This window comes from Streptomyces sp. NPDC054872, assembly GCF_053610705.1.
Window position 1 is genome coordinate 148,514 of sequence record NZ_JBSGYY010000014.1, and the last position, 25,109, is coordinate 173,622.

General features: G+C 71.0%; 25 protein-coding genes and 1 riboswitch. Of the genes, 18 read left to right on the top strand and 7 right to left on the bottom strand.

Translation table 11 applies throughout. From position 1 onward, the window contains the following. Positions 1 to 44 precede the first annotated feature (44 nt). Positions 45 to 2,006 carry a M13 family metallopeptidase gene (locus ACWGIH_RS19445; protein ID WP_453450046.1) on the top strand — a complete coding sequence of 654 codons (1,962 nt, stop codon included), beginning with the start codon at positions 45 to 47 and terminating at the stop codon, positions 2,004 to 2,006. 68 nt (positions 2,007 to 2,074) lie between these two features. Here ACWGIH_RS19445 and ACWGIH_RS19450 read toward each other — a convergent pair whose 3' ends face one another. After that, on the bottom strand, positions 2,075 to 2,854 hold the full coding sequence (locus ACWGIH_RS19450; protein ID WP_453450045.1) for a glutathione binding-like protein: 780 nt from the start codon (positions 2,852 to 2,854) through the stop codon (positions 2,075 to 2,077). Between the two features lie 258 nt (positions 2,855 to 3,112). After that, positions 3,113 to 3,257: riboswitch (SAM riboswitch) on the bottom strand. Between the two features lie 246 nt (positions 3,258 to 3,503). Here ACWGIH_RS19450 and ACWGIH_RS19455 point away from each other — a divergent pair. The 9 genes from ACWGIH_RS19455 to ACWGIH_RS19495 all read left to right on the top strand — a co-directional run bounded on the left by ACWGIH_RS19455 (position 3,504) and on the right by ACWGIH_RS19495 (position 11,929). Further along, on the top strand, positions 3,504 to 3,659 hold the full coding sequence (locus ACWGIH_RS19455) for a putative leader peptide (protein ID WP_453450044.1): 156 nt from the start codon (positions 3,504 to 3,506) through the stop codon (positions 3,657 to 3,659). A gap of 106 nt (positions 3,660 to 3,765) precedes the next feature. Beyond that, entirely contained in the window at positions 3,766 to 4,995 is a 1,230-nt protein-coding gene (locus ACWGIH_RS19460; RefSeq protein ID WP_453450043.1) for an LLM class flavin-dependent oxidoreductase, read from the top strand. Between the two features lie 23 nt (positions 4,996 to 5,018). Beyond that, positions 5,019 to 6,446: an NtaA/DmoA family FMN-dependent monooxygenase gene (locus tag ACWGIH_RS19465; protein WP_453450042.1), complete on the top strand. Its 1,428-nt coding sequence runs from the start codon at positions 5,019 to 5,021 to the stop codon at positions 6,444 to 6,446. A 14-nt stretch (positions 6,447 to 6,460) separates the two neighbouring features. Beyond that, the gene (locus tag ACWGIH_RS19470) at positions 6,461 to 7,588 is read left to right on the top strand and encodes an LLM class flavin-dependent oxidoreductase (RefSeq protein WP_453450041.1); all 1,128 of its coding nucleotides are present in this window, start codon (positions 6,461 to 6,463) and stop codon (positions 7,586 to 7,588) included. Between the two features lie 168 nt (positions 7,589 to 7,756). Then, a complete protein-coding gene (locus ACWGIH_RS19475) occupies positions 7,757 to 7,855 on the top strand; it encodes a putative leader peptide (protein ID WP_453450040.1) in 99 nt (32 codons plus the stop codon). Between the two features lie 177 nt (positions 7,856 to 8,032). Further along, positions 8,033 to 9,142 (top strand): LLM class flavin-dependent oxidoreductase, encoded by a 1,110-nt coding sequence (locus tag ACWGIH_RS19480; protein WP_453450039.1) that lies wholly within the window; start codon positions 8,033 to 8,035, stop codon positions 9,140 to 9,142. Further along, positions 9,139 to 10,008: an ABC transporter permease gene (locus ACWGIH_RS19485; protein ID WP_453450038.1), complete on the top strand. Its 870-nt coding sequence runs from the start codon at positions 9,139 to 9,141 to the stop codon at positions 10,006 to 10,008. Before ACWGIH_RS19480 ends, ACWGIH_RS19485 begins: the two co-directional genes overlap by 4 nt. An 87-nt stretch (positions 10,009 to 10,095) precedes the next feature. Then, positions 10,096 to 11,133: a taurine ABC transporter substrate-binding protein gene (locus tag ACWGIH_RS19490; protein WP_453450037.1), complete on the top strand. Its 1,038-nt coding sequence runs from the start codon at positions 10,096 to 10,098 to the stop codon at positions 11,131 to 11,133. Then, positions 11,120 to 11,929: an ABC transporter ATP-binding protein gene (locus tag ACWGIH_RS19495; RefSeq protein WP_453450036.1), complete on the top strand. Its 810-nt coding sequence runs from the start codon at positions 11,120 to 11,122 to the stop codon at positions 11,927 to 11,929. Before ACWGIH_RS19490 ends, ACWGIH_RS19495 begins: the two co-directional genes overlap by 14 nt. A gap of 9 nt (positions 11,930 to 11,938) precedes the next feature. On the opposite strand, the gene ACWGIH_RS19500 is transcribed toward ACWGIH_RS19495, so the two are convergent. Beyond that, positions 11,939 to 13,135, bottom strand: coding sequence for a PucR family transcriptional regulator (locus ACWGIH_RS19500; protein ID WP_453450035.1), 1,197 nt, complete (start codon positions 13,133 to 13,135; stop codon positions 11,939 to 11,941). Positions 13,136 to 13,290: 155 nt separating this feature from the next. Here ACWGIH_RS19500 and ACWGIH_RS19505 point away from each other — a divergent pair, with 155 nt between their 5' ends. Further along, positions 13,291 to 14,466 carry a lactate 2-monooxygenase gene (locus tag ACWGIH_RS19505; RefSeq protein WP_453450034.1) on the top strand — a complete coding sequence of 392 codons (1,176 nt, stop codon included), beginning with the start codon at positions 13,291 to 13,293 and terminating at the stop codon, positions 14,464 to 14,466. Next, on the top strand, positions 14,463 to 15,440 hold the full coding sequence (locus ACWGIH_RS19510; protein WP_453450033.1) for a 2-hydroxyacid dehydrogenase: 978 nt from the start codon (positions 14,463 to 14,465) through the stop codon (positions 15,438 to 15,440). Before ACWGIH_RS19505 ends, ACWGIH_RS19510 begins: the two co-directional genes overlap by 4 nt. A 73-nt stretch (positions 15,441 to 15,513) precedes the next feature. Here the strand turns inward: ACWGIH_RS19510 and ACWGIH_RS19515 are convergent, their stop codons facing one another. Beyond that, positions 15,514 to 16,335 (bottom strand): endonuclease I family protein, encoded by an 822-nt coding sequence (locus ACWGIH_RS19515; protein WP_453450032.1) that lies wholly within the window; start codon positions 16,333 to 16,335, stop codon positions 15,514 to 15,516. Between the two features lie 187 nt (positions 16,336 to 16,522). Then, positions 16,523 to 17,113 carry a TetR/AcrR family transcriptional regulator gene (locus ACWGIH_RS19520; protein ID WP_453450031.1) on the bottom strand — a complete coding sequence of 197 codons (591 nt, stop codon included), beginning with the start codon at positions 17,111 to 17,113 and terminating at the stop codon, positions 16,523 to 16,525. Between the two features lie 104 nt (positions 17,114 to 17,217). Between ACWGIH_RS19520 and ACWGIH_RS19525 the strand changes: the two genes are divergently transcribed. Continuing rightward, positions 17,218 to 18,654 (top strand): aldehyde dehydrogenase family protein, encoded by a 1,437-nt coding sequence (locus ACWGIH_RS19525; RefSeq protein WP_453450030.1) that lies wholly within the window; start codon positions 17,218 to 17,220, stop codon positions 18,652 to 18,654. A 14-nt stretch (positions 18,655 to 18,668) separates the two neighbouring features. Here ACWGIH_RS19525 and ACWGIH_RS19530 read toward each other — a convergent pair whose 3' ends face one another. Beyond that, complete coding sequence (locus ACWGIH_RS19530; protein WP_453450029.1) at positions 18,669 to 19,451, bottom strand: thioesterase family protein; 783 nt, start codon at positions 19,449 to 19,451, stop codon at positions 18,669 to 18,671. Positions 19,452 to 19,573: 122 nt separating this feature from the next. Next, positions 19,574 to 20,779, bottom strand: a complete 1,206-nt coding sequence (locus ACWGIH_RS19535; RefSeq protein ID WP_453450028.1) for an acyl-CoA dehydrogenase — start codon at positions 20,777 to 20,779, stop codon at positions 19,574 to 19,576. Between the two features lie 216 nt (positions 20,780 to 20,995). Between ACWGIH_RS19535 and ACWGIH_RS19540 the strand changes: the two genes are divergently transcribed. Continuing rightward, positions 20,996 to 21,217 carry a hypothetical protein gene (locus tag ACWGIH_RS19540; RefSeq protein WP_453450027.1) on the top strand — a complete coding sequence of 74 codons (222 nt, stop codon included), beginning with the start codon at positions 20,996 to 20,998 and terminating at the stop codon, positions 21,215 to 21,217. Positions 21,218 to 21,321: 104 nt separating this feature from the next. Continuing rightward, complete coding sequence (locus tag ACWGIH_RS19545; RefSeq protein ID WP_453450026.1) at positions 21,322 to 22,371, top strand: LacI family DNA-binding transcriptional regulator; 1,050 nt, start codon at positions 21,322 to 21,324, stop codon at positions 22,369 to 22,371. 38 nt (positions 22,372 to 22,409) lie between these two features. Here the strand turns inward: ACWGIH_RS19545 and ACWGIH_RS19550 are convergent, their stop codons facing one another. After that, on the bottom strand, positions 22,410 to 22,868 hold the full coding sequence (locus tag ACWGIH_RS19550; protein WP_453450025.1) for an RrF2 family transcriptional regulator: 459 nt from the start codon (positions 22,866 to 22,868) through the stop codon (positions 22,410 to 22,412). Between the two features lie 228 nt (positions 22,869 to 23,096). On the opposite strand from ACWGIH_RS19550, the gene ACWGIH_RS19555 reads away from it, so the two are divergent. The 3 genes from ACWGIH_RS19555 to ACWGIH_RS19565 all read left to right on the top strand — a co-directional run bounded on the left by ACWGIH_RS19555 (position 23,097) and on the right by ACWGIH_RS19565 (position 25,017). Beyond that, entirely contained in the window at positions 23,097 to 23,174 is a 78-nt protein-coding gene (locus ACWGIH_RS19555) for a putative leader peptide (RefSeq protein ID WP_384278765.1), read from the top strand. A gap of 233 nt (positions 23,175 to 23,407) precedes the next feature. After that, positions 23,408 to 24,382, top strand: a complete 975-nt coding sequence (locus ACWGIH_RS19560) for a TauD/TfdA dioxygenase family protein (RefSeq protein ID WP_453450024.1) — start codon at positions 23,408 to 23,410, stop codon at positions 24,380 to 24,382. A 407-nt stretch (positions 24,383 to 24,789) separates the two neighbouring features. After that, positions 24,790 to 25,017, top strand: coding sequence for a type A2 lantipeptide (locus ACWGIH_RS19565; RefSeq protein ID WP_249585724.1), 228 nt, complete (start codon positions 24,790 to 24,792; stop codon positions 25,015 to 25,017). Positions 25,018 to 25,109 lie beyond the last annotated feature (92 nt).

Here is a 25,109-nt window from a genome sequence, read left to right on the forward strand (position 1 = left end):
TCGGGCGATCGTGCTCGGGCCCCGTGTCCGCGTAGGGTGCGTGGATGAGCATGCTGGATGACGCCCACGCGGGCATGAACCCCGAGATCCGGCCGCAGGACGACCTGTTCGGCCACGTCAACGGTCACTGGCTGGAGAACGAGCCGATCCCCGAAGATCGCTCCAGCTGGGGCCCCTTTGTGCAGTTGGTCGACACGGCCGAGGAACAAGTGAAGGTGATCATCCAGGAGCTCGCGTCGGCCGTGACGGCAGGCGCCGTCCCGGATGACGCGAGCAAGATCGCCACGCTGTACGCCTCCTTCATGGACGAGGAGACGATCGCCGCCCGCGGGCTCGCCCCGGCACAGCCCCTGATCGACGAGGTCAACGGGCTGCGGGACACCCGGGAGCTCGCGGCCTTCCTCGGCCGTTTCGAGCGGATCGGCGGCTCCGGTCTCTTCGGCTCCTACATCGACTCGGACGACCGCGACTCCGACCGCTACCTCTTCAACGTCCTCCAGGGCGGCCTCGGCCTGCCCGACGAGTCGTACTACCGCGAAGAGAAGTTCGCCGAGATCCGCGAGAAGTACGTCGCCTACCTCACCGAGCTGCTCACCCTGGGGCGGCACGCCGCGCCCGCCGAGGCCGCGCAGGCGGTCCTCGCCCTGGAGACCCGGCTCGCCGCCGGTCACTGGGAGCGGGCCGAAACGCGTGACGTGCAGAAGACGTACAACCTCCTCACCCTGCACGAACTGATCACCCTGGCACCGCACTTCGACTGGCGCGGCTACGTCGAGGGGCTCGGTGGCTCGGACGCCACGATCGCCGAGACGTGCGTCCGTCAGCCGTCCTACCTCCGCCACCTGTCCGCGGTCCTCGACGAGGTGCCGATCGAGCAGTGGCGGGACTGGACGCTGGTCCGGGTGCTTCGCTCCTGCGCGCCGTACCTCACGGACGCGTTCGTCCGGAACAACTTCGAGTTCTACGGCCGCACCCTCAACGGCACCCCGGAGCTGCGCGCCCGCTGGAAGCGGGCGGTCGCCTTCGTCGAGGGCTGCATCGGTGAGGCGGTCGGCAAGGAGTACGTGGCGCGGCACTTCCCGCCGAGCTCCAAGGCGATGATGGACGATCTCGTCGCCAACCTCCTCGAGGCCTACCGTCAGTCGATCGCCCGGCTCGACTGGATGACGGACGAGACGAAGGAGCGCGCGTACGAGAAGCTCGCCACGTTCCGTCCCAAGATCGGATACCCGGACACGTTCCGCGACTACTCGGCCCTTCAGGTGTCCGCGGACGACCTGCTCGGCAACGCGCAGGCGGCGGACGCCTTCGAGTCCGACCGTCAGCTCGCCAAGATCGGCTCCCCGGTCGACCGCGACGAGTGGTTCATGCTGCCGCAGACGGTCAACGCCTACTACAACCCGGGCACCAACGAGATCTGCTTCCCCGCGGGCATCCTGCAGAAGCCGTTCTTCTCGCCCGACGCCGATCCCGCCGAGAACTACGGCGGCATCGGCTCGGTCATCGGCCACGAGATCGGCCACGGCTTCGACGACCAGGGCGCGCAGTACGACGGCGCGGGAAACCTCAACGACTGGTGGACCGCGGCCGACAAGACCGCGTTCGAGGCGAAGTCGAAGGCGCTGGTCAAGCAGTACGACGCGTTCTCACCCCGCAACCTGCCCGGTGAGTTCGTCAACGGCTCGCTGACGGTGGGCGAGAACATCGGCGACCTGGGCGGCCTGACCATCGGTCACACGGCGTACAAGATCGCGCTCAACGGTGCCCCGATGCCCACGAGCGACGGCATGACCGGCTCCCAGCGGCTCTTCATGAACTGGGCCTACTGCTGGCGCACCAAGCGCCGCAGGGAGCAGGAGCAGCAGTACCTCACCATCGACCCGCACTCGCCGCCGGAGTTCCGGGCCAACATCGTCCGGAACCTCGACGAGTTCCACGAGGCGTTCGGGACGGCGGAGGGCGACGGCCTCTGGCTGGACCGCGCGGAGCGCGTCCGGATCTGGTGATCCACCGGCGGCCGCGGCGCTCCTGCCGCGGCCGCCGTCTCCGCGCCGCTCGTGGGCCCGTGGGCGCACTACCTCAGGGGTGGGGTGGAGAGCGGGGAATGGGTGGCGCGGGAGGCACGCGGGGCCTTGGGGCGGGGGCCGTTGGTGTGGAAGGCCGGATGGGCGTACAGGCGGCGGACGTAGGCGCGGACGTGGGGGTGGGAGTCGTCGGGCTCAGCAGCGTCCGCAGTGGGGTGGACGAGCGCGGCCCACAAGTCCACGTCCACCGAGGTGAGTTCGTCACCCACGAGGTACGGGTGGGAGGCCAGTCGGCTGTCGAGGCGGTTCAGCGTCTCGTCGGTGAGCGGGCTCGCGAGGATTTCGTGCCAGGTGTCGATGCGCGCTGCCAGGGCCGGTGGGCGCAGGAGGGGGCCGCTGCCGTGCGCGGCGAGGCGGCAGGCGAGGTCGCGCAGGATGTCGGGCGTGTGGTTGCTGACCACGTGCCCGCTCCAGCGGTCGCACAGGGCGGGAACGGTCAAAGGGCCGTCGAAGTGGTGCTCGGTGGCTTGGTAGCAGCGGTGCAGTGAGTCGAGTGCCGCCGCGGTGGCGTGCGGTGTCAGGAGCGTCGTGGTGACCGACTCCCGGAGCCCGAGCAGGTCGAGGGTGACCGAGACGCGCAAGGAGCGCGGACATCCGGCCGAGAGGTACAGGTGATAGCGGTGCGGCGCCGGGTAGAAGCCGCCGGCCAGGTCGGCGCCGATGCGGCTGCGGATCGCCGCGGGACAGCTGCCGCCCGGGACGGGTTCGTGCGGGGAGTACGGATCCGTGAGGGACGTCGGGCGGGAACGGTGCGACGTGGTCTCGGGCATGGCTCTCCAGACAGGTGAGGGGGCGCCGACCGCGCGCAGGGCGCCGGTGGCACAGCGGAGGGAGAGGGGGGTGCGTCGACGTCAGACGGCTGGAGCCGTTGCGCTGCACACGCGCAACAGGTCGATGTGCAGCCGTCTCGTCAACAACACGCGGGGGCTGGGCCGGGGCGCGGACAGGAGGGGCCGCTGGGTGCCCTTCCTCTCACCGACCGCCCTGGACATGTCCACCAGCCCTGCCGTCGAGGCCCGTTGCAACCGGGGCCGCACTTGCCCCGCCGCCACGGCGGGACCCGGTCGTCACCCGGGGCACCCCGTCGCGGCGGAAGGGTTGCCTGCCAGCGGGCCGGGGCCGATGAACCGCTCGGGCAGGGAGCCTGCCGGGCGGGCGCTGACAATCGTGACCGTCCCCGGAAGTCTGGGTCCGGGCACAGGGCTCCGTCAAGAAGGCCGTGCGACTCCCAGCGCGAAGGCGGAACAGAAGCAGTGACCCGGCGGTTGTCCTTGACGAAGACGTACGACGAGGCGCGTACGGCGACGCGAGGACGCCCGTGATCGACGGGCATTGCGCACCGCTGCGACCTCACGTAACGTCCCGAGCAGGTCACGATTGTCGGCGTCAAGCCCTGGCCCACGGACGGAGGTGACGGACATGTCGGCGGTCTCCGCTGTGCCGTCCACGTCGTCCGCGCTGCCGCCCGTGTCCGCCCCGCGTGTCATCACGGTCGCCCCCAGCCGCCAGGTGCATCTGTACTCCCGGCCGCACATCGACCTCCAGCGCGTCGCCGGCGCGCTCTGTCGTTCCTGACCCGTCACCCCGCCGCCGCACCCTCGAAGCCGAGGGGCCGGTGTTCTCGTACGGTCGATCAGGAAGGCACACCTTCGTGTCGTCATCACCTTCACCCTCATCCGCGTTGCCCTCTTCCGCTCCCCCCGCTCCTTCGCTGCACCTCGCCGTCGCGCTCGACGGCGCGGGTTGGCACCCCGCCGCCTGGCGCGAACCAGTGGCCCGTCCAAGGGAGTTGCTCACCGCTCGGTACTGGGCCGATGTGGTCACCGAGGCCGAACGCGGCCTGCTCGACTTCGTGACGATCGAGGACGGACTGGGGCTCCAGTCCTCGCGCTTCACCGAACCCGACGAACGCACCGATCAGGTACGAGGGCGCCTCGACGCCGTCCTCATCGCCGCCCGCGTCGCGCCCCTGACCAGCCACATCGGCCTTGTGCCGACCGTGGTGGCCACGCACACGGAGCCCTTCCACACATCCAAGGCGATCGCCACGCTCGACTACGTCAGCGAAGGCCGCGCCGGCGTACGGGTGCAGGTGTCCGCACGCCGCAACGAGGCCGCGCACTTCGGGCGCCGCACGCTTCCCGCCCTTGATGCCGTCGAGGACCTCGGCAGGCCGGACGTACGGGAGCTGACCTTCGACCTCTTCGACGAGGCGGCCGACTACGTCGAAGTCGTGCGCCGCCTCTGGGACAGCTGGGAGGACGACGCGGAGATCAGGGACGTCGCCACCGGCCGCTTCATCGACCGCGACAAGCTGCATTACATCGACTTCGAGGGCAAGCACTTCAGCGTCAAGGGCCCCTCGATCACGCCCCGGCCGCCGCAGGGCCTGCCTGTCATCAGCGCGCTCGCCCACGAGGGGCCGACGGATGCCCCGTTCCGGCTCCTCGGCCGCTCGGCCGACATCGGATACGTCACCCCGCGCGACACCGGGCACGCACGCGCCATCGTCACCGCCGTCCGCGCGGAACAGGAAGCGGCCGGGCGCGCCGACGAGTCCCTGCATCTCTTGGGCGACCTGGTGGTGTTCCTCGACGACGACCCGGCCGCCGCCGCGGCCCGCCGGGAGCGCCTGGACGCCCTCGCCGGTGACCGGTACACCAGTGACGCGCACATCTTCACGGGAACGCCCGCACAACTGGCTGACCTTCTGCAGGAGTTGGAGCAGGCCGGCCTCACCGGTTTCCGGCTGCGTCCCGCCGTCGTCGGGCACGACCTCCCGGCGATCACCCGGGGCCTGGTGCCCGAACTCCAGCGCCGCGGCGTCTTCCGGCGCGCGTACGAAGCCGACACCTTGCGCGGCCTCCTGGGCTTGACCCGCCCCGCGAGCCGCTACGCCGCCACCGCCTGAGCCGGACCGGAAGGGACCCCCTCATGAGCAAGTCACCGGACAAGCCGCTCAAGCAGATCCACCTCGCGGCACACTTCCCCGGCGTCAACAACACCACCGTATGGAGCGACCCCGAGGCCGGGAGTCACATCGAGTTCAGCTCCTTCGCGCACTTCGCACGCACCGCCGAGCGCGCCAAATTCGACTTCCTGTTCCTCGCCGAGGGGCTTCGGCTGCGCGAACAGGGCGGGAAAATCTACGACTTGGATGTCGTGGGGCGACCCGACACCTTCACCGTCCTCGCGGCCCTCGCCGCCGTCACCGAACACCTCGGCCTGACCGGCACCATCAACTCCACCTTTAACGAGCCCTACGAGGTGGCCCGCCAGTTCGCCAGTCTCGACCACCTGTCGGGCGGGCGCGCCGCGTGGAACGTCGTGACGTCCTGGGACGCCTTCACCGGCGAGAACTTCCGGCGCGGCGGATTCCTCCCGCAGGAGGAGAGGTACTCCAGGGCGAAGGAATTCCTCAGTACGGCCAATGAGCTGTTCGACTCCTGGCGCGGGGACGAGATCGTCGCCGACCAGGAGAGCGGCACCTTCCTGCGCGACGCGCGGGCGGGCGCCTTCGTCCACCAGGGGCAACACTTCGACATCCAGGGGCAGTTCAACGTCCCGCGCAGTCCTCAGGGGCGACCGGTCGTCTTTCAGGCCGGCGACTCGGACGAGGGACGCGAGTTCGCGGCCGAGGGCGCGGACGCGATCTTCAGCCGGTACAGCACGCTCAAGGAAGGCCAGGAGTTCTACCGGGACGTCAAGGGCCGCCTGGCCCGCCACGGCCGCACCCACGACCAGCTCCTCATCCTGCCCGCCGCGACCTTCGTCCTCGGTGACACGGACGCCGAGGCGGAGGAGCTCTCGCGTGAGGTACGGCGCAAGCAGGTCAGCGGCGCCACGGCGATCAAGCACCTGGAGTTCGTCTGGAACCGCGACCTCTCCGCGTACGACCCAGAGGGCCCGCTGCCCGACATCGATCCGGACGTCGGTGAGCACACGATCGCCCGCGGACGTGCCCAGGTGCGGATGTACCGCGACCCGCTGGCCACCGCGCGGGAGTGGCGCGAGCTCGCTGCCGCGAACAAGTGGTCCATCCGCGACCTCGTCATCGAGACCGGCAACCGCCAGTCCTTCGTCGGCTCCCCGGCCACCGTCGCCGAGACGATCAACTCCTTCGTCCAGGCCGACGCGTCGGACGGCTTCATCCTCGTCCCGCACATCACCCCGGGCGGTCTCGACGCCTTCGCCGACACGGTGGTCCCGCTGCTCCAGGAGCGCGGCGTGTTCCGCACGGAGTACGAGGGAACCACCCTGCGCGACCACCTCGGCCTGGCCCACCCCGACTCCGGGGCGCGCCTGCCCGAGCCTGATCCCGAACCCGTACCCATACCCGTGCCCGCGACGGCCGACCACTGAGGAGGACCACCGACATGTCAGCCATCCCACTCGGCGTCCTCGACCTGGTCCCGGTCTCGTCCGGCTCCACGGCGGCCGCCGCACTGCACAACTCCATCGACCTGGCCCGGCAGACCGAGCGATTCGGTTACGCCCGCTACTGGTTCGCCGAGCACCACCTCAACCCGGGCGTGGCCGGTACCTCACCGGCGGTCGTCCTCGCCCTGACCGCCGCCGCGACCTCGACGATCCGGCTCGGGGCGGGGGCCGTACAACTCGGCCACCGCACCGCTCTGTCCACGGTCGAGGAGTTCGGCCTGATCGACGCGCTGCACCCCGGGCGCCTCGACCTGGGCCTCGGCCGCTCCGGCGGCAAGCCGCCCGGAACGCCCGCCGCCGCGCCGCCGACCGCGACCCCCGTCGTCGACGGCCACGCTCCCAACGGGCTGCGGATCCCGCCGCGGTTCTCCTACGAGCATCTGCTGGGCTCGCCCCGCGTCGCCCTCCAGCGCAAGCTGCTCCAGCAGCCGCACGCCCAGTCGCAGGACTACGGGGAGCAGATCGACGACATCCTCGCGCTGCTCGCGGGGACGTACCGCTCCGCGGACGGCATCGAAGCGCATGTCGTGCCCGGTGAGGGCGCCGACATCGAGGTGTGGATCCTGGGCAGCAGCGGCGGCCAGAGCGCGGACGTCGCGGGCCGCAACGGCCTGCCCTTCGCGGCGAACTACCACGTCAGTCCGGGGACGGTGCTGGAGGCCGCGGAGGGTTACCGCGCCGCGTTCAAGCCCTCCGACGTACTCGACGAGCCCTACGTCAGCGTCTCCGCGGACGTCGTCGTCGCCGAGGACGACGAGACCGCCCGCGAACTCGCCGCGGGCTACGGCCCATGGGTCCGCAGCATCCGCACGGCAGAGGGCGCCATCCCGTACCCGACACCAGAAGAAGCGCGCCGGCACGTCTGGACCGAGGCGGACCGGGCGCTGGTGGAGGACCGCACCGAAACCCAGTTCACCGGCTCCCCGGGACGCGTCGCCGACCAACTGGAACAGCTCCAGGAGGCCACCGGGGCGGACGAGTTGCTCATCACCACGATCACCCACGGCCACGCCGACCGGGTGCGCTCCTACGAACTCCTCGCGGAGGAGTGGCGGCGCAGGTGATCCTCGCCCTCGCCCTTTCCGGGCGAGGGCGAACAGCGAACACGTCATGGGGGGGGGAGGCGTCGGCAGCTCGGGGGCGGGTCCTTGCGGTACCGCGATGCGGGATCTTTATGTCCACATGGCGGAACCGGGTTGTCGGTGGCGCAAGGACCCGGTCAGGATGCACGCATGAACCCCGCCCTCGTATCCCGTCGCCACGTGGACCTTCTGCGTGTCTCGGGGATGCTGTGTCGGGCCATCTCCTTTTGTCGCGCGGCCTGTTGCTGAGCGCTCCACCGAGCCTCCGCAGCCCTTCACACCGCTGACGACCGCATGCGAGCGGACGTCGGCCGTCGCCGCACCTGACTCCTTCCTCAGCCCCGGACACCCGGGCAGCCCGGCACGCCCCTGCGCAGGACGCGGGGCGGCCCCGCCCGCGTCCGCTCTCTCCCGAGGTGCCCCAGCATGTCCTCCCCTGCTGCCCCCGTGCTGCACTGGTTCCTGCCCACCGGCGGCGACGGCCGCGACCCCGGCGGTGTCACCGCCGTCCAGGGCCGCACCGCCACCGCGACCCGACGCGCCGCCGACCTCGGCTACCTCGCCCAAGTCGCCCGCGCCGCCGAGCAGTCGGGCTTCGCCAAGCTGCTGACTCCCGTGGGCCTCGGCTGTGTGGACCCCTGGGTGGTGACCCCGGCCATCGCCGCGGTCACCGAGCGGATCGGCTTCCTCGTCGCCTTCCGGGCGGGCCTGGCCCGGCCGACGCTGCTCGCCCAGCAGGCCGACACCTTCCGCCGCCTGTTCGGCGACCGCATCGCGCTGAACGTGGTCACCGGCGGGGACCCGGCCGAGCAGCGGGCGTACGGCGACCATCTTCCCAAGAGCGAGCGGTACGTCAGGACCGGCGAACTCATGCGGGTCGTCGGCGAGTTGCTCGACGGCAAGCCGGTCGACCTCGAAGGCCGTCATGTGCGGGTGGAGGGCGCCCGACTGGATTCGCCCGCTACGGCTTCGCACGTCCCCCTCTACTTCGGCGGCGCCTCCCCGGCCGCCGAGGAGGTCGCGGCACGCCATGCCGAGGTGCAGCTCCTGTGGGGCGAACCGCCGGCCGCGCTCGCCGAACGCATCGCCAGGCTGAGCGCCAAGGCCGCACTCCTCGGCCGCACCCTGCGCTTCGGCCTCCGGCTGCACGTCATCACCCGTGACACCGCCGCCGAGGCGTGGGCGGAGGCCGACCGCGTCCTCGCCGGGTTCGACCCGGAGGCGGTCCGCGCCTCCCAGGAGCGCTTCGCCCGCATGGACTCCACCGGACAGGCCCGGATGACCGCCCTGCACGGCGGCTCTGCCGAAAACCTGACCGTCGCGCCCAACCTGTGGGCAGGCATCGGCCTCGTCCGCGAAGGCGCGGGCACCGCCCTGGTCGGCTCGCACGAGGAGGTCGCCCAGCGGCTCTTCGAGTACCGCGCGCTTGGCATCGACGAGTTCGTCCTGTCCGGCTACCCGCACCTCGAAGAGGCCTATCGGGTCGGCGAAGAAGTCGCTCCCCGGCTGCGCGCGCTCACGGAGGCAGCGGCGTGACCCTGCTCAAGAACACAGAACAGAGCACCCGATCCGTATCGGCGCCGGCGCCGAGGCCCGCACGGCGTACGTGGGCCACGGCAGCGCCCCTGCGCTGGACGGCGCTGCGGCTCCTGGCACTCGCCGTGCTGCTCGCCGCCTGGCAGGCGGTGGTCGCGGCCGGCGTCTGGCCTCGTGTCCTCGTGCCGTCGCCCGGGGACGTGTGGCACGCCTTCGTGCAGGCGTCGACCGTCCACGACGGGGTGCGCGGGTTCAGCGGCCACCTGCTCGGCGAGCACCTGGCCGTCTCGCTGCGCAGGATCGGCATCGGCACCGCGTACGCGGCCCTCGCCGGGATCCCGCTGGGGCTCCTTATCGGCGTGGTGAAACCGCTCGCGGTGGTCCTGGAACCGGCGGTCACCTTCCTCCGTACGCTGCCTCCGCTGGCGTACCTCTCGCTGCTCGTCATCTGGTTCGGCATCGACGAGACCCCGAAGATCTGGCTGCTCGTCATCGCCGCGCTGCCGCCCGTCGCGGCGGCCACTGCGGCCGCGGTACGCGGGGTGCCGGGCGACCTGGTGGAGGCGGCGCGGGCGCTCGGCGCGGGGCCCGTGTCGCTGCTCCTTTCCGTACGGCTGCCCGCCGCCCTGCCGGAGATCCTCACCGGTGTACGGATCGCGGTCGGCATCGCGTACACCTCGGTCGTCGCCGCGGAGACGGTCAACGGCGTACCCGGCATCGGCGGGATGATCCGCGACGCCCAGCGCTACAACCAGACCGACGTCGTCATCGCCGGGATCATCGCCATCGGCCTCTCCGGGATCCTCCTGGACGCGCTGTTCAAGGGGGTGGAGAGGGTGGCGGTGCCGTGGCGCGGCCGCGTCTGACCCCACGACCGCTTGCCCCGCCTCACCTTCCCGGCCTTCTCGCACCCTGCGGACTTCCCGCTCCACGTCAACGTACGAAGGAACGTCATGCCCTCATACCTCCGCCGCAGCACTCTCCTCGCCTCGGCCACCGCTCTGGTCGCACTGACCGCGACCGCCTGCGGTGACGGCGCCGATGCCGCATCCGGTGGCGGAAAGACCCAGGTCCGCATCGCCTACCAGGCCATACCCAACGCCGATCTGGTGGTCAAGAACCACAGACTTCTGGAGAAGGCGCTGCCGAAGGCCGAGGTGAAGTGGGTGAAGTTCGACTCGGGGGCGGACGTCAACACGGCGGTGATCGCCGGAGCGGTGGACTTCGCCCTTGCCGGGTCGAGCCCGGTCACGAAGGGGCTTTCGGCGCCGCTGAACATCCCGTACAAGGTGTTGTGGATCCATGACGTGATCGGCGAGAACGAGGCACTCGTCGCCAAGAAGGGCATCGATTCCGTCAAGGCGCTCAAGGGCAAGAAGATCGCCACGCCCTTCGGTTCGACCGCCCACTACTCCCTCCTCGCCGCACTGGACTCGGCCGGTCTCAAGGCCTCCGACGTGTCGCTCGTCGACCTTCAGCCGCAGGACGCGCTCGCCGCCTGGCAGCGCGGTGACATCGACGCCGCGTACGTGTGGACGCCCACCCTCACCGACCTGGAGAAGGACGGGAAGGTACTGATCACCAGCCGCCGGCTCGCCGAGCAGGGCAAGCCCACCGCTGACCTCGGCGTGGTCACCGACGCGTTCGCGGCCGAGCACCCGAAGATCGTCGATGCCTGGCTCAAGGCGGAGGACCAGGCCGTCAAACTGGCCAAGAGCGACCCCGAAAAGGCCGCGGAGGCCATCGGCGCCGAGCTGAACCTCAGCCCCGACGCGGCCCGGAAGCAGCTTGCCCAACTGGTGCTGCTCACCGCCGATCAGCAGCGGGGAGCCGACTACCTCGGCAGGCCCGGCGCTCCGGGAGCCCTCGCCGGAAACCTGCACGACGCGGCCGGCTTCCTCAAGGCGCAGAAGGCCATCGACGCGGTCCCGGACCGGTCGGCCCTCGAGAAGGACCTCGCGGTGAAGGAGCTGGCCCGTGTCGCAGGCTGAGACCGGGCAGACGGAGACCGGGCATGCGGAGACCGGCTCGACCGCGTCCGCCGACATCGAACTGTCGGGCGTCAGTGTCCGCTACGGCACGGCCAAGGAGCCGGTGACGGCGGTCTCCGATGTGTCCCTGACCGTGGAGACCGGCGAGTTCGTGGTGCTCGTCGGGCCGTCCGGGTGCGGCAAGACGACGCTCCTGAGGCTGGTGGCCGGCTTCGAGCGGCCCGCCACCGGGACGGTGCAGGTGCGCCGGAAGGTCGGTGTCGTCTTCCAGCAGCCGCGCCTCTTCCCCTGGCGCACGGTGGGCGGCAACCTCTCCTTCGCGCTGGCACGGCACGGTGTCGTACGAGGTGAACGTGGTTGCCGGGTCCAGGAGTTGCTGTCCTTGGTCGGGTTGCCGGGCATGGCGGGACGCCGTACCTGGGAGCTCTCGGGCGGACAGCAGCAACGCGTGGCCATCGCACGGGCCCTGGCCACCCAACCGCAGATCCTGCTCATGGACGAGCCGTTCGCCGCGCTGGACGCGCTCACCCGTGAACGCCTGCAGGAGGAGGTCAGGACTCTGGCGGCCGTCACGGGGACGACCGTCCTGTTCGTCACGCACTCCGCGGAGGAAGCCGTACTGCTCGGCTCCCGGGTCCTGGTGATGGCCGCGGGCCCGGGGCGCGTGATCGACGAGGTGGCGGTCCCCCTGCCGCGCGCGGCGACGACCGACGTGGCCGCCTTGCGGGGAGCGCCCCGGTTCGCGGCCCTGCGTGCCGAACTCGCGGCCGCCACACGCGACGCGGCGGCGGCCTGACCGAGGGAGCTATCCGTTCCGGCCCCCGACCACGATCGTCCGCGCGATGTCCAGCGTGAGGCGTTGCCAGGGGTCCTGGGGGTCGCGGGACGCGATGTCGCGGACGCGGCGCAGGCGGTAGCGGACGGACTGGGGGTGCAGATCGAGAGCGCGGGCCGCGGCGTTGGCCGAGCCCGTGTCGATGTACGCGGTGAGGGCTTCCAGGAGGTGGCGCCGGGCGCTGTCGACGAGGGGGCCGAGGACGATGCGGCCGATCTGGTCGGGACTCACCACGGGATGGCCCGCGAGCAGGGCGAGAACGTGTGCGTCGGCATCGGTGAGGACCCGGTCGGGGTGATGTGCGTGCGGGGGAGCGGTGTCCAGCGCGCCCGCGGCGAGCCGGTGGGCGACGGCCACGCGGTCCAGGCTCTCGCCCGAGATCACGCAGCCGCGCCAGGCGTGCTTGCGCAGGACCTCGGGCACGGCGTCGGCGGACGCGGCGGGAAAGAGGAGTACGGCGCGCGATCCGTGGGTGGTCGCCAGGGACGTGCCGCGGGTTCCGCCGCCGTCGAGTGCCGTGAGCAGTGCGGTCGACGTGGCGAGAGAGATGTCGGACGAGCCGCCGTCCAGGGCTCGGGCGTCCACCGGTTCCGCGACCAACAGGCAGTAGCGCTCCGGGAGTTGCACACCCAAGCGTGATGCTCGTGCGCCGAGCGCGCCCAGCGACGCGTGGCGGCCCGCGATCAGGTCGTCGAGCAGCAGCTGCAGAGATCTGTCGCGGTCACCCGTGAGGCGCTCGCTGGTGGCCGCGTACGCCGTCGTCATCTCCTCGGAGATGGTGTCCATGGCGGTGAGCAGCAGTCGGGTCAGGGCGAAGGCGTCCTGCGCGGACAGCCGCGGCGCGCGGGCCGCGACCTCGTTCGCGAGTACCGCGGCCGCGACCCGGTAGGCGCGGAGCACGGCCTGCAAGGGGCGGCCGTCCGCCGCCCGCGCCGCCGCGATCCCGCGGAAGCGCCGCAGATCGGCGTCACCGATCACGCCGCCCGTCACCCAGTGGTCGAGGAGGCGGTCCGTTGCCCAGGCCGCGATGGCCCGCACCTCGGGGAACCGGCTGCCGTCCAGCGCCGTGTACGCCGGAACCTGTTCATGCACGGCGTCGACGATCGCCTCGACGAGGCGGGGATCGGCCAGGAGTTCCTGCCGGACGCGTTCCCGCTTGTTTGTCACAGGGTGATGATCCCATCGGAAAAGAGTGCGTACGACCATGGACGGGGCTTGTCACGGTGGCAAGGATCGTCGGGTGGGCAGTGCTGTGCTTCGCAGTCGCACGCTGCCTTCCGCTGTCGCACGCAGTCTTCAGGCCACCGGACGGGACCCACCACATGACGACGACGCCGAACTGGGCGGACTTCCAGTACGAGATCTACCTCAACGGCATGACTGGCGCCGTACCCCGCCTGCCCACCGACCTGACCCGCCTGGAGGAGCTGACCGAACAGCGCCTGGGTCCGGGACCGGTCGGCTACGTCTCCGGAAGCGCGGGCAACGGCAGCACCGCACGCGCCAACCGTGCGGCCCTCGAGCGGCGCCGGATCGTGCCGCGCATGCTCCGTGACGTGCACGAACGCGATCTGTCCGTGGACGTCCTGGGCCACCGGCTGCCCGCGCCGCTCGCCCTCGCGCCCGTCGGCGTCCTGTCGATCATGCATCCGGAGGGCGAGTCGGCCGCCGCCCGCGCGGCCGCGGCCCGCGGCGTCCCGTTCATCCTGTCCTCCGCGTCCAGCACCCCCATGGAGCAGGTCGCCAAGGAGATGGGGGACGCGCAGCGGTGGTTCCAGCTGTACTGGGCCAAGGACCGTGACGTCACCAAGAGTTTCCTGGACCGGGCGAAGGCCTCCGGGTTCACGGCGCTGGTCGTCACGCTCGACACGCCGCTCCTCGCCTGGCGGCCGCGCGACCTGGACCAGGCGTATCTGCCCTTCCTGCACGGCGTGGGCACCGCCAACTACTTCAGTGACCCGGCGTTCCTGGCGGGCCTCGCCAAGCCCGTGCACGAGGACCCGAACGCCGCCGTGATGCACTTCGTGGGCATGTTCGCCGACCCCGCGAAGACCTGGCCCGACCTGGCGTTCCTGCGCGAGAACTGGGACGGTCCGATCGTGCTCAAGGGCGTCCTGCATCCGGACGACGCACGCCGCGCCGCCGACGCGGGCATGGACGGCGTGGTGGTCTCCAACCACGGTGGCCGCCAGGTCGCGGGCTCCGTCGCGGCGGCCGACGCGCTGCCCCGCGTCGTGGAGGCGGTCGGCGACCGGCTCTCCGTCCTGTTCGACAGCGGTATCCGCACCGGTGACGACATCTTCAAGGCGCTCGCCCTGGGCGCCGAGGCCGTCCTGGTGGGACGGCCGTACGCCTATGGGCTCGGTCTCGACGGCCAGGCGGGCGTCGACCACGTGATCCGCTGTCTGCTCGCCGAGCTCGACCTCACCCTTGCCCTGTCCGGACACGCCGGACCCGCCACCCTCACCCCCGACGACCTGATCGAGGAGACCGCATGACCGCCGTGAAGAACGTCCTGGCCATCGTCTCGCCCCACGTGGGCGGCCGTGCGGCGGGAGGCGCCCTCGCCGGGCTGCTCCCCGCCACGGCGCATGTCACCGTCGTCGAGTCGGCCGACGAGGACCCCACGGCCCTGCGCGAGGCGCACGTCATCGTCACCGGCCTCGCGCCCGTCACCGCCGAGCACATCGCGGCGGCCCCGGCCCTGGAAGTCGTCCAGTGCGCGAGCCACGGCTTCGACTACGTCGACCTGGAGGCGGCCCGCTCGCGCGGAATCTCCGTCTGCTCGATCGGCTCCAGCGGCGCCGAGAAGCAGAACGTGGCCGAGCAGACCTTCGCCCTCATGCTCGCCCTCGCCAAGCAGCTGATCCCGGCGCACACCGCGCTGACCGAGGCGGACTGGGCACTGCCGCGCCTCCAGCAGTCGATCACGGAGCTCTCCGGCAAGACGCTCGGCATCGTCGGGCTCGGCCACATCGGCGAGGAAGTCGCCCGCCGGGCGGTCGTGTTCGACATGAGCATCGTCTACGCCGGTCCGCGCCCCCTGGACGCGGAGACGGAGGCCCGCCTCGGCGGCGCGCGCCACGTCGAACTCGACGAACTCCTCCGTACGTCCGACTACGTCAGCCTGCACGCCCCGCTCACCGAGCGCACGCGTCACCTCCTGGACGCCGAACGCCTCGCCCTCCTGAAGCCGACGGCCTTCGTCATCAACACGGCACGGGGTGCGCTCATCGACCAGGACGCTCTTGCCGACGCGCTCACGGCCGGGAAGCTGGCCGGCGCCGGCATCGACGTCTTCGACCCCGAACCGCCCACCGCGGCCCTGCGCCTGCTGAAGGCGCCGAACGTGGTGCTCTCGCCGCATGTGGCGGGTGTGACCCGTGAGACGCTCGTCCGCATCGCCCTCGCGGCGATCCAGAACGTCGCGGGCCACCTGGAGGGCAAGCCGCTGGGCGACGTGGTGTCCTGATCCGCCGTCATCGGCCGGTGGTGGCAGTGCCCGTGGAGCCGCTGCCACAACCGGCCGTGACCGTGCCGGTGATCTACCAGATCGCGCCGACCCACTCGGGGTGGTCGACGAACGGGTTCCGGTTGTGCTGGAACTGGTCGTAGATGGCCTGGTTGCGGTTCTTCTCGAACGCGTCCGGCGGGTCCTCGTCATTCCACTGCTTCAGTACGGAAAGACGCCCGATGGCGGGCGCGCTGCCGTTGTCGACCTTGTCGTTGGGCTCCAGGTCGGCGAAGCCGTCCTCGCCGTCGTAGCGCACGGCCATGTAGAGGATCATGCGGGCCACGTCGCCCTTGACCGCGTCGCGGGGCTCGAAGGAATCGGCGTCGGTGTAGTTGCCGGGCGCCTCGCCGACCTCGCTGCCGCCGTTGTCGAAGTCCTTGTTGCCGCGGGTGCTGTTGACCGAGACGTCCGTCGGCCGCAGGTGGTGGATGTCGGTGCCGGGGCCGGTGGCGGTGCCGAAGTCGCCGTGGGACTTCGCCCAGGTGTGCTCGCGGTTCCACTGGTCCGGGTCGCCGCCGTTGCTGTCCTTGCTCTGCGAGCGCCCGGTGTAGAGCAGGATCACGTTGCTGCTGTTGGCCGGATCCTCGTCGGTGACCTTCAGGGCGTCCCAGACCTGGTCGTACGACAGCTTGGTCTGGTCGCTGACGATGGTGTGCAGGGCGCTCTTCAGCTCCGGACCGGTCTTGCCGAGCGCATCCTTGTAGTACGTGTCGTCGTAGGCGCCGGCGGACGCGGCGGGCGGCGTGGGGGCCGTGGTCGTGGCGTCCGCGGCGGCCGGAACGGTGATCCCGACGAGAACCGCGGCCGCCGTCATGGCCAGCGGTTTCCAGTGACGTATGTGAGGGACGGGCATGTGGGGGGTGTCCTCTCCCGGAGACTCGCGAACACCCGCGGATCCCTCCGAAGGGACCCGCGTTCTACGCGAGTTGACAAGTGGGCCAACGGGAGAGTGGCACGGTTGAGCGCATCACTGTATGAACGTTGTGGGTCGACTGTGTGACGATGTCGTGGACACGACATGCGCGGCGAACGGGTACATCTCAGGACGCGCGTACGCCGTCGAGCACGGTGGAGACGGTGCGCCGGGCGAAGTCGTCGTCCAGCGGCAGGCGACGGAAGACCGCGCGCAGCCAGACCGCGCCGGCGAGCAGGTCCATCAGGGTCATCGTGTCGGTGTCCGGCGGCAGTTCGCCGCGCTCGACGGCGCGGTCGATCACCGCCTGCTCGCGCGCGAGACGGTCGGCGAAGAACCCCTGGATGTAGGTGGCGAGCCCGGGATCGCTCACCGCCGCCCCCAACGCGGCTTGTGCGACGGCACCCGACGCCCTCGCGGTGAGCAGTCGTACGAGGCTGCCGACGAGCTGCTCCAGATCGCCCCGGAGGTGCCCGGTGTCGGGAATCGGCAGGTCCAGGAGCGGCGCGTCGATGAGGGCGGCGCCGAGGAGCGCGGACTTCGACGGCCACCAGCGGTAGATCGTCGTCTTGTTGACGCCGGACTCCTCCGCGATGCCCTCGATCGTCATGGACTCGAAGCCGTCGCGGGCGAGGGCCTTCAAGGTGGCGTCGAAGATCTGCGGCTTGCGTCGCGGGCCGTCGCCGCGGGTGGGGCGCGGGCGGTGATGCGTCGTCATGCCCGGAGCCTAATGCAACACAACGGTGCGTTGCATACATGGGATCGGAGGGTTACGGTCGACGAAAGCGCAACGCACCGTTGCGTTTGTGGGGAGGAGACACCATGGAGCAGTCGTTGCTCACCGACGTGGAGCGGGAGTTGGGCGTGGGTGGTGCGGGCGAACCGGTCGCCGACGTCGCGGGGACGGTCGACCGGCTGCGCGCGACGTTCGCCGCCGGCCGGACGCGACCGACGGCCTGGCGACGGCATCAACTGCGCGCTCTGCGTGCCCTGCTGACCGAGCAGGCGCCCGCGCTGGCCGCCGCGCTCGCCACCGACCTGGGCAAGAGCCCGGTGGAGACGCACACATCGGAGCTGGGCTTCGTCATCAACGAGATCGACCACACCCTGCGCCACCTGGAACGCCGGCTGCGCCCGCGCCGCGTCCCGGTCCCGGTGGCGCTGCTCCCGGCCCGCGCCCGGACGGTGCGCGAACCGCTCGGCGTGGTCCTGGTCATCAGCCCCTGGAACTACCCGGTGATGCTGGGACTCGCACCCCTGGTGGGCGCCCTCGCCGCGGGGAACTGCGCCGTGCTCAAGCCGAGCGAACTGGCACCGGCGACCTCCGCCGCGCTGGCCCGCCTCCTGCCCCGCTTTCTGGACCCGAGCGCCGTCGCGGTCGTCGAGGGCGCGGCGTCGCGGACCACGGCCCTCCTGGAGCAGCGTTTCGACCACATCCTCTACACGGGCAACGGCACAGTGGGCCGCATCGTCATGGCGGCCGCAGCCCGGCATCTCACCCCCGTCACCCTGGAACTGGGCGGAAAATGCCCGGCCCTTGTCGAGCCGGGCGCCGATCTGGCCGCCGCCGCGCGCCGGATCGCCTGGGGCAAGTTCCTCAACGCGGGGCAGAGCTGCACCGCCCCCGACCACGTCCTGGCGATCGGCGGCACGGCAGAACCGCTGGCCCACCACCTCGCCGACGCGATCACGTCCATGTACGGCACCGACCCCGCCCGCAGCCCCGACTACGGGCGCATCATCGACGACCGGCACTTCGACCGGCTCACCGCCCTGCTCGGCGACGGCCGCGTGGTGACCGGCGGCGCGCACGACCGGGCCACCCGCTACCTCGCGCCGACCGTGCTCGCCGACGTCGACCCGGCCGCCCCCGTGATGTCCGAGGAGATCTTCGGACCCATCCTGCCGGTCCTGTCCCTGCCCGATCTGGACGCGGCCATCGCCTTCGTCAACGCCCGACCCAAGCCGCTCGCCCTGTACGCGTTCACGCCGCACCGGCAGACCCGGCGCCGGCTGCTCGAAGAGACATCGTCGGGCGCGGTCGGCTTCGGGCTCCCCAACGCCCATCTCACCGTGCCGGGCCTGCCCTTCGGCGGTGTGGGGGAGAGCGGCTTCGGCAGCTATCACGGCCGGTACTCGGTCGAGACCTTCAGCCACGCGAAGGCCGTCCTCCACAAGCCGCTGGCTCCCGACACCATGCGAGCGGCCTACCCGCCCTTCACCGCGGCCAAGGAGCGGCTGATCCGCCGCTTCATGTGAGCGGGGCGGGCGAGCTACAGGGGCCGGACGGTGAGGATCTGCTGGGCGTGGCCGACCGGGCCGTGGACGTCGTGCAGGACGGTGCTGGTGATTCCCTGGCCCGTCGGGCCGAACGTCACCGTGGTGTCGAGACCCGTCCAGCCGCCCTCGGGCTGACGGTGCAGGTGGACGGTGAGGTCGACGTTGGGGAACATCCAGGCGGTGGGCGGCTGGCGTACGGCGATGCCGTTGGCGGTGTCCACGAGGGCGATGTACGACGCGAGGGGGCTCGCGGTCTGCCCGGCGACGAGGTCGAGCGGGGTGGAGATCCACGCCGTCGTCCGGCCCGGCTGCGGGGGAGTGACGGGGCGGACGTCCACGGAGGCGATGTATCCACCCGGCCACAGGGAAGCCATGGGCCAGGACTCCAGCGCCTCGGGAGAGGTGAGCTTGTCGGCGCCGCCGCCCGCGACGGAACCGGTGTCGCCGGCGGCGAGGAGCCAGGCCCTGGCCCGTACCACCGGCCGCCCTGCCATTAGCACGACGGCTTCGACCAGTTCGATGGTGCGGCCGGGACGCATGGTCTCCACCTGGATCTCACACTCGTCCAGGGCGAGGCGTCCCAGGATGTCGAAGCTGATCCGCGACATGACGAGGCCGCTGCCGGGGCGGGCGGCCAGGTACCGGTCGATGGCGTGGACGGTGAGGCCGCCGAGCGGGCTGAAGTGCTGCTCGTCGGTGTCCCAGGCGCCCCCGGCATGGGAAGTGGGCTTGTAGCGGTGCTCGTCGATGGGTTCGTAGTAGCTGCCGGTGTTCAACGGTGCTTCCCTCTCGGCCTTGCGGATGCGGTACGGGACGGCCCCAGGGTGCCGAACCGTACGGGTCCCGGTATCCGAAGATCGTACTGACCGAGGGGCCGGCTGCGGAGGGGAGCGGCCGGTTATCGCAGGCTGTTGAGGTAGTGCTCGCCGATGTCACGCAGGCGGTGCGCGGCGGAATCGTGGGCCGTCAGGGCGCGGGCGTTGCGCCAGAACCGGTCGAGCCCGGGGTCGGACGCGGGCGAGGGAGCGTCGGGGGTGAGTTCCAGGACACGGGTGGTGATGTGCAGGGCGGACCGGGTGGTGACCGCTTCGGCCGCGGCCACGAGGAACGCGATGTCGGCACGCTCGTCGGCGTCGAGTGCGGGCCCGGTCTCCAGGCCGCGGGCCAACGCCTCCGTCGCGCGGTCCACCACGGCGGCAGCGCTGTGCGCGGCCGTCGCCAACTCCCCGTAGGCCAGCAGCAGATAAGGGTCCGCGTGAGGCGGCCCGCAGTCCCCGCCGGAGTCGAGCGCACCCATCAGGGCGGGGCGCGGCAGCGCACGGCTGATGTCCCGCGCCTCGGCGAGCGCGCCCTCCGCGTTGCCGAGACCGACCTGGACGAGCAGCAGACGGCGGGCCAGCGGGGCGAGCGCGGTGAACGGCGCGATCTCGTGTTCGTCGACGGGAACAGTGCCGAGCACCTGGTGAGCGGCGACCGGTACGTCGTCGTAGCTGACGCCGCCCGCACCGCTCAGACGCTGCCCGAGCAGATCGTGCGCCGGTTCGGCGCGGACGCCGGGGTGGGCCGGGTCCACCTGGACGACCACCCACTCGCCGCTGTCCGTGCGCCGCGCCGTGTGGACGAGCCGGTCCGCGACGGCGACGCCCGCGGTCGAGGGCCGTCTTCCGTGCAGGACGTACCCGTCGGCTGCCGGGGTCAGCGCGAGGCCGGTTCCCGTCTGCGCGTCCGGCAGTTCGATGTCACCTCCCCAGAGCCACTGTTCGCGTACGGCACGCAGTTCGAGGGCCGCGGCGTCCGCGGGCGTGGCGAAGAGGCGCGGGCTCCATGACAGGGCGTGGTGATGCGCGAGGAGTTCGGCGATGGAGCTGTCCGCCGCCGCGATGTCCCTGATCGCCGTACAGGCCGTACGCCAGTCGGTGCCCCGGCCGTCCGGACCGTCCTGACCGGAGGGCGTCAGGAGTGCGGGCAGTCCCGCCTCACGCAGCCGCGAAACCTCGTCGAGCGGAGGTTTGCCCGCCCGGTCGCGCAGGTCCGCGTCGACGGCGAGATCGTCGGCGAGTTCCCGGACGACGCGCGGCGAGGCGGAGGGGAGCAGCGTTGTCACGGCGACGCCTCACAGATTCCTAGTTTCCCTACCTGATTGATAGGAATAGTGCTGGTGAACTCCCGTCGCTACAAGGGGGCGTTCAAGGGGCGGACTGGCTCGTCTCGCCAGATGGGACCACGGAGCCCGTCCGGACGGCGGTCCCGGCCGCCGCTGCTCGCCGGTGCGCCTGAAATTCGGTTACGGGAGCGCGGCCGTCGTGCCTAACATCCGGCCATGCCGAGACCCTCCGGATTCACCTACGAGCAGCGCCCCGACGGCAGCGTCACGATCACCCATCACGGACGTGACGCCGGCACGTTGCGCGGTGCGCGTGCCGAGAAGTTCATCGCCGAGGTCGAATCGGGCGACGCCCAGCTGGTGATGGCCCGCTGGACGGGCGCGTACAAGCACGGCAACGAACGCACGGCACGCAACCACCCGCGCAATCGGCGCTAGGCCGACGCCCGAGGGGGCACGGGGCGAGGCGGTGCTGCCCGGTGGGCGGCTAACGTGTCCGGCGGCACGGCGAACGGCGCCGCATCGGAGTGGGAGTTGACCAGTTGACTGAACGGTTGATCGGGCAGCGCCCCACGCTGGAGGACGTGGCGCGGTGGGCCGGGGTGTCGAAGTCCACGGTGTCACGGGTGATCAACGGTGAGCCGAAGGTGCGGCCCGCGGTCGCCGAACGCATCCGGAAGGCGGTGGACGAGCTCGGCTACGTACCGAACCAGGCCGCCAGAAGGCTGGTCACCCGTCGCAACAACGCCGTCGCCGTGGTGGTGACGGAACCGCAGAACCGGCTCTTCGTCGACCCCTGGTTCGACCGTCACCTTCGCGGCATCCGGCAAGAGCTCGTACAGCACGGGGTCCAGCCCGTCCTTCTCTTCATCGAGGAGCATGACGACTATCCGCGCGTCGGCAACTTCCTGGGCGGCGGTCACGTCGACGGCGCCCTGCTGTTCTCGCTGCGTGCGGACGACCCGCTGCCGGACATGGTGGAGCAGATGGGGCTGCCCGCTGTCTTCGGCGGACGCCCGGCCCTCGGCTCCGGACACCGCAGTGACGTCTACACGTACGTCGACGCCGACAATCGCGGTGGTGCCCGGGAAGCGGTTCGGCACCTCGTGTCGCTGGGACGGCGTCGTATCGCGACGATCAGCGGGCCGCTCAACCAGGCGTCCGCGATCGACCGCCTCGACGGATACCGCGACGTCCTGCCTGACGCTCCGTCCCGTCTTCTCGCCGAGGGTGACTTCACCTTGCGCGGAGGCGCGGACGCCATGGCACGGCTGCTGGATCGCACACCGGATCTGGACGCGGTGTTCGTCGCCTCGGACCTGATGGCTTCGGGTGCCCTGCGGACCCTGCGGGAACACGGCCGCTCCGTGCCTGGGGACGTGGCCGTCGTCGGCTTCGACAACCTCACGCCCCTCGCCGAGACCACGGAGCCACCGCTCACGACGGTGCACCAGGACATCGAGGAGATGGGACGGCTGATGGCACGGCTGCTGTGCGACCGAACGGCGCACCAACCGCAGGCCGGAGAGGGCTCCCGTTCCCTGCCGTCCGTGGTCACTCCCACACGTCTGGTCCTACGGGATTCGGCCTGAGCGCGCGTTCTCGGACGGAATTCGGCCTGAGCGCGCGGTCACGGATTCGTCCAGGCCGCCGGGTCCGCGGCGAGCTCCGTGACCGGGGTGGGCAGTTCGGCGGCGGCGACGTCGGCCAGGGAGACACCCTCAAGGATCTGGCGGACGTTCGCCCGCAGCGCGATCCACAGCGGCAGCAGCGATTCCGCGGGCCCGCTGTAGGCCAGCTCCGGAGGGCGTACCCCGCGCACCGACACCAAGGGGCCCTCCACGACGCGGATGACGTCCGCGATGCTGATGCGGTCGGCGGGCCGGGCCAGGCGGTAGCCGCCGTTGCCGCCGCGCTGGCTGAGGACGAGCCCGCCGCGCCGCATGTCGTTGAGGATGCCCTCGAGGTACTTGTGCGGGATGTCCTGGGCGTCCGCGATGGCCTCGGCCTTCAGCGGCCCGTCGTCCTGGCACGCGGCGAGTTGCAGCGCGGCACGTACCGCGTAGTCCGCCCTGGCTGAGATCCGCATGGCCGCATTATGCTGCACCGCCCTGAACGGGACGGATCGCCCCCGGACCCCGGGTCGCTGTCGCCGCGGGCTTCCGAGCAGCGGATCGTCCCGCGCGCCGGGCTTCTGGCGAGGCGTGGCCGCAGGCGCCGTCTCCGCGGTGTCGGGCGCGTTGCAGGGTCGTGAAGCGGGCGGGGCAGAGCTTGACCGTGCTTCCGGCAGACGGCCATGCTCCAGGACATGACCGCGATGACTCCTCTTGTCCCGCGGCTCCACGTAGACCTGGGCCGCCTCGCCTCCGCGGCGTGTCGTCTGCGCGTGGCCTGACCGCCGCTTTCGTACTCGGCGGCTGCCGGTGTCTGCGCCGGTGTCCGTGAAGGTATCTGTGCCGTTGCCGTTGCCGTTGCCGTGCCGCTTTCGCGCCGCAGGCCGATCTCCCTCTCCCTCTCTCGCTCGCACGCCGCAACGCGGCCGCGAGTGAGCCCCATCGGCCTGCGCTGCCCTTCACCCACCCGTCCCACCAGCACCCAACACCCGCCCCACCGAAGGGATTTCGACCCATGACATCCGCACCCGTAGTGGAGACCACGCCCAACCCGACCGCGCCCCTCACCGTCCAGAAAGTGGGCGGCCGCATCGGCGCGGTGCTGTCCGGGGTCCGCTTGGGCGGTGACCTGGACGAGGTGACGGTGGCCGCCGTACGCGCCGCGCTCCTCGAGCACAAGGTTGTCTTCTTCCGCGACCAGCAGCATCTCGACCCGGAGAGCCACGAAGCCTTCGCCCGGCTGCTCGGCACCCCCGTAGCCCACCCCACCGTGCCGTCCGTGGACGGCCGTTACGCCCTCGGCATCGACAACGACCGTGGCGGCCGCGCCAACCAGTGGCACACCGACGTCACGTTCGTGCCCGCCTACCCGGCCTTCTCCATCCTCCGCGCCGAGGTCATCCCGCCCTACGGCGGCAACACCCTGTGGTCCAACACCGCTGCCGCGTACCGGGATCTGCCCGAGCCGTTGCGGGTCCTCGCCGACAGCGTGCGCGGCGTGCACACGAATGACTACGACTACGCCGCCACCCGCCCCGAAGCCACCTCCGCGGCGCTCGATCAGCACCGCAAGGTGTTCACCGCCGTCAAGTTCCGGACCGAGCACCCGGTGGTCCGCGTCCACCCCGAGACCGGTGAACACACCCTGGTCCTGGGCAACTTCCTGCAGAAGCTCAGCGGTTTCCGGGCCGCCGACTCCCGCGCCCTGATCGACGTACTCCAATCCCACGTGGAGCGGCCGGAGAACACGGTCCGCTGGCAGTGGCGCGCGGGCGACGTGGCCATCTGGGACAACCGCGCGACGCAGCACTACGGAGTCGACGACTCCGACGACCACGAGCGCACCCTGCGCCGCGTCACCATCGACGGCGACGTCCCGATCGGCGTCGACGGCCGGCGCTCGGTGCTGCTCGCCCCGGAGTCCGTGCCCGCGCCCGGCCATGGAATCGCCTCCGGCGCATCGACGGACGGCGTGGTCGCGGAGGTCTGAGCCGGGGCACTCCGTGTCCCCTTCGGCCATGATTCGCCTCGCCTTCAATAAACCTGCACATCGAATGCGCAGCCCAGTCACGCCATTCGGCGAATACTCCCCGCGCGGTCCTTGTGTATTGACCACAGAACTTTCGCTTTGATGCGAGAGTGTCCGCTTTGGTGGAGGGAGTCCTTCCGCTCGCGGGATTTCCTTCTGTGAATCTTGTGAAGGAGCTGCTCCCGCGCGGTGAACACGCCTGCACGCAGCGGTGATTCGATGCCACGAGGGCTGCCGACCGTCGTCACATCGATTGGATGTACGACCTGCGAACGTGCTTTGATCCTGGCCACCGCGGAATTCGCACATCAGGTTCCGCAGTGTTGGAAACACCTTTTGCACCATTCATGAGAAGGGCAGCTCACACCATGAACTACACCCCCCAGGTCGAGACCCTCGAGATTTCCGACGCCGACCTCGACAACGTCTCCGGTGGCCTCGTCGCCGGTGTCGCGGGCAACGTCACCAGCACCGTTGACTCCATCGCCCCCGTCTCGGGCGTCGTCGGCGGCGTCGTCGGCACCGTCGAGGGCGTCACCGGCCTCAACACCGGCGCCGTCACGGGCCTGGCCTCCGGCCTGACCGCCGGTCTCTGAGCCTTCGCTCACTGAGACGCCAAGATTCGTGAGCCCCGGAACCATTGGTTCCGGGGCTCACGGACGCCACAGGCAAAGTAAGGGAAGCGTTC

Coding starts and splice junctions, on each gene's coding strand:
- ACWGIH_RS19445 (WP_453450046.1), top strand. CDS start 45: ATGAGCATGCTGGATGACGCCCACGCGGGCATGAACCCCGAGATCCGG.
- ACWGIH_RS19450 (WP_453450045.1), bottom strand. CDS start 2,854: ATGCCCGAGACCACGTCGCACCGTTCCCGCCCGACGTCCCTCACGGAT.
- ACWGIH_RS19455 (WP_453450044.1), top strand. CDS start 3,504: ATGTCGGCGGTCTCCGCTGTGCCGTCCACGTCGTCCGCGCTGCCGCCC.
- ACWGIH_RS19465 (WP_453450042.1), top strand. CDS start 5,019: ATGAGCAAGTCACCGGACAAGCCGCTCAAGCAGATCCACCTCGCGGCA.
- ACWGIH_RS19470 (WP_453450041.1), top strand. CDS start 6,461: ATGTCAGCCATCCCACTCGGCGTCCTCGACCTGGTCCCGGTCTCGTCC.
- ACWGIH_RS19475 (WP_453450040.1), top strand. CDS start 7,757: ATGAACCCCGCCCTCGTATCCCGTCGCCACGTGGACCTTCTGCGTGTC.
- ACWGIH_RS19480 (WP_453450039.1), top strand. CDS start 8,033: ATGTCCTCCCCTGCTGCCCCCGTGCTGCACTGGTTCCTGCCCACCGGC.
- ACWGIH_RS19490 (WP_453450037.1), top strand. CDS start 10,096: ATGCCCTCATACCTCCGCCGCAGCACTCTCCTCGCCTCGGCCACCGCT.
- ACWGIH_RS19505 (WP_453450034.1), top strand. CDS start 13,291: ATGACGACGACGCCGAACTGGGCGGACTTCCAGTACGAGATCTACCTC.
- ACWGIH_RS19510 (WP_453450033.1), top strand. CDS start 14,463: ATGACCGCCGTGAAGAACGTCCTGGCCATCGTCTCGCCCCACGTGGGC.
- ACWGIH_RS19515 (WP_453450032.1), bottom strand. CDS start 16,335: ATGCCCGTCCCTCACATACGTCACTGGAAACCGCTGGCCATGACGGCG.
- ACWGIH_RS19520 (WP_453450031.1), bottom strand. CDS start 17,113: ATGACGACGCATCACCGCCCGCGCCCCACCCGCGGCGACGGCCCGCGA.
- ACWGIH_RS19525 (WP_453450030.1), top strand. CDS start 17,218: ATGGAGCAGTCGTTGCTCACCGACGTGGAGCGGGAGTTGGGCGTGGGT.
- ACWGIH_RS19540 (WP_453450027.1), top strand. CDS start 20,996: ATGCCGAGACCCTCCGGATTCACCTACGAGCAGCGCCCCGACGGCAGC.
- ACWGIH_RS19550 (WP_453450025.1), bottom strand. CDS start 22,868: ATGCGGATCTCAGCCAGGGCGGACTACGCGGTACGTGCCGCGCTGCAA.
- ACWGIH_RS19555 (WP_384278765.1), top strand. CDS start 23,097: ATGACTCCTCTTGTCCCGCGGCTCCACGTAGACCTGGGCCGCCTCGCC.
- ACWGIH_RS19560 (WP_453450024.1), top strand. CDS start 23,408: ATGACATCCGCACCCGTAGTGGAGACCACGCCCAACCCGACCGCGCCC.
- ACWGIH_RS19565 (WP_249585724.1), top strand. CDS start 24,790: ATGAACTACACCCCCCAGGTCGAGACCCTCGAGATTTCCGACGCCGAC.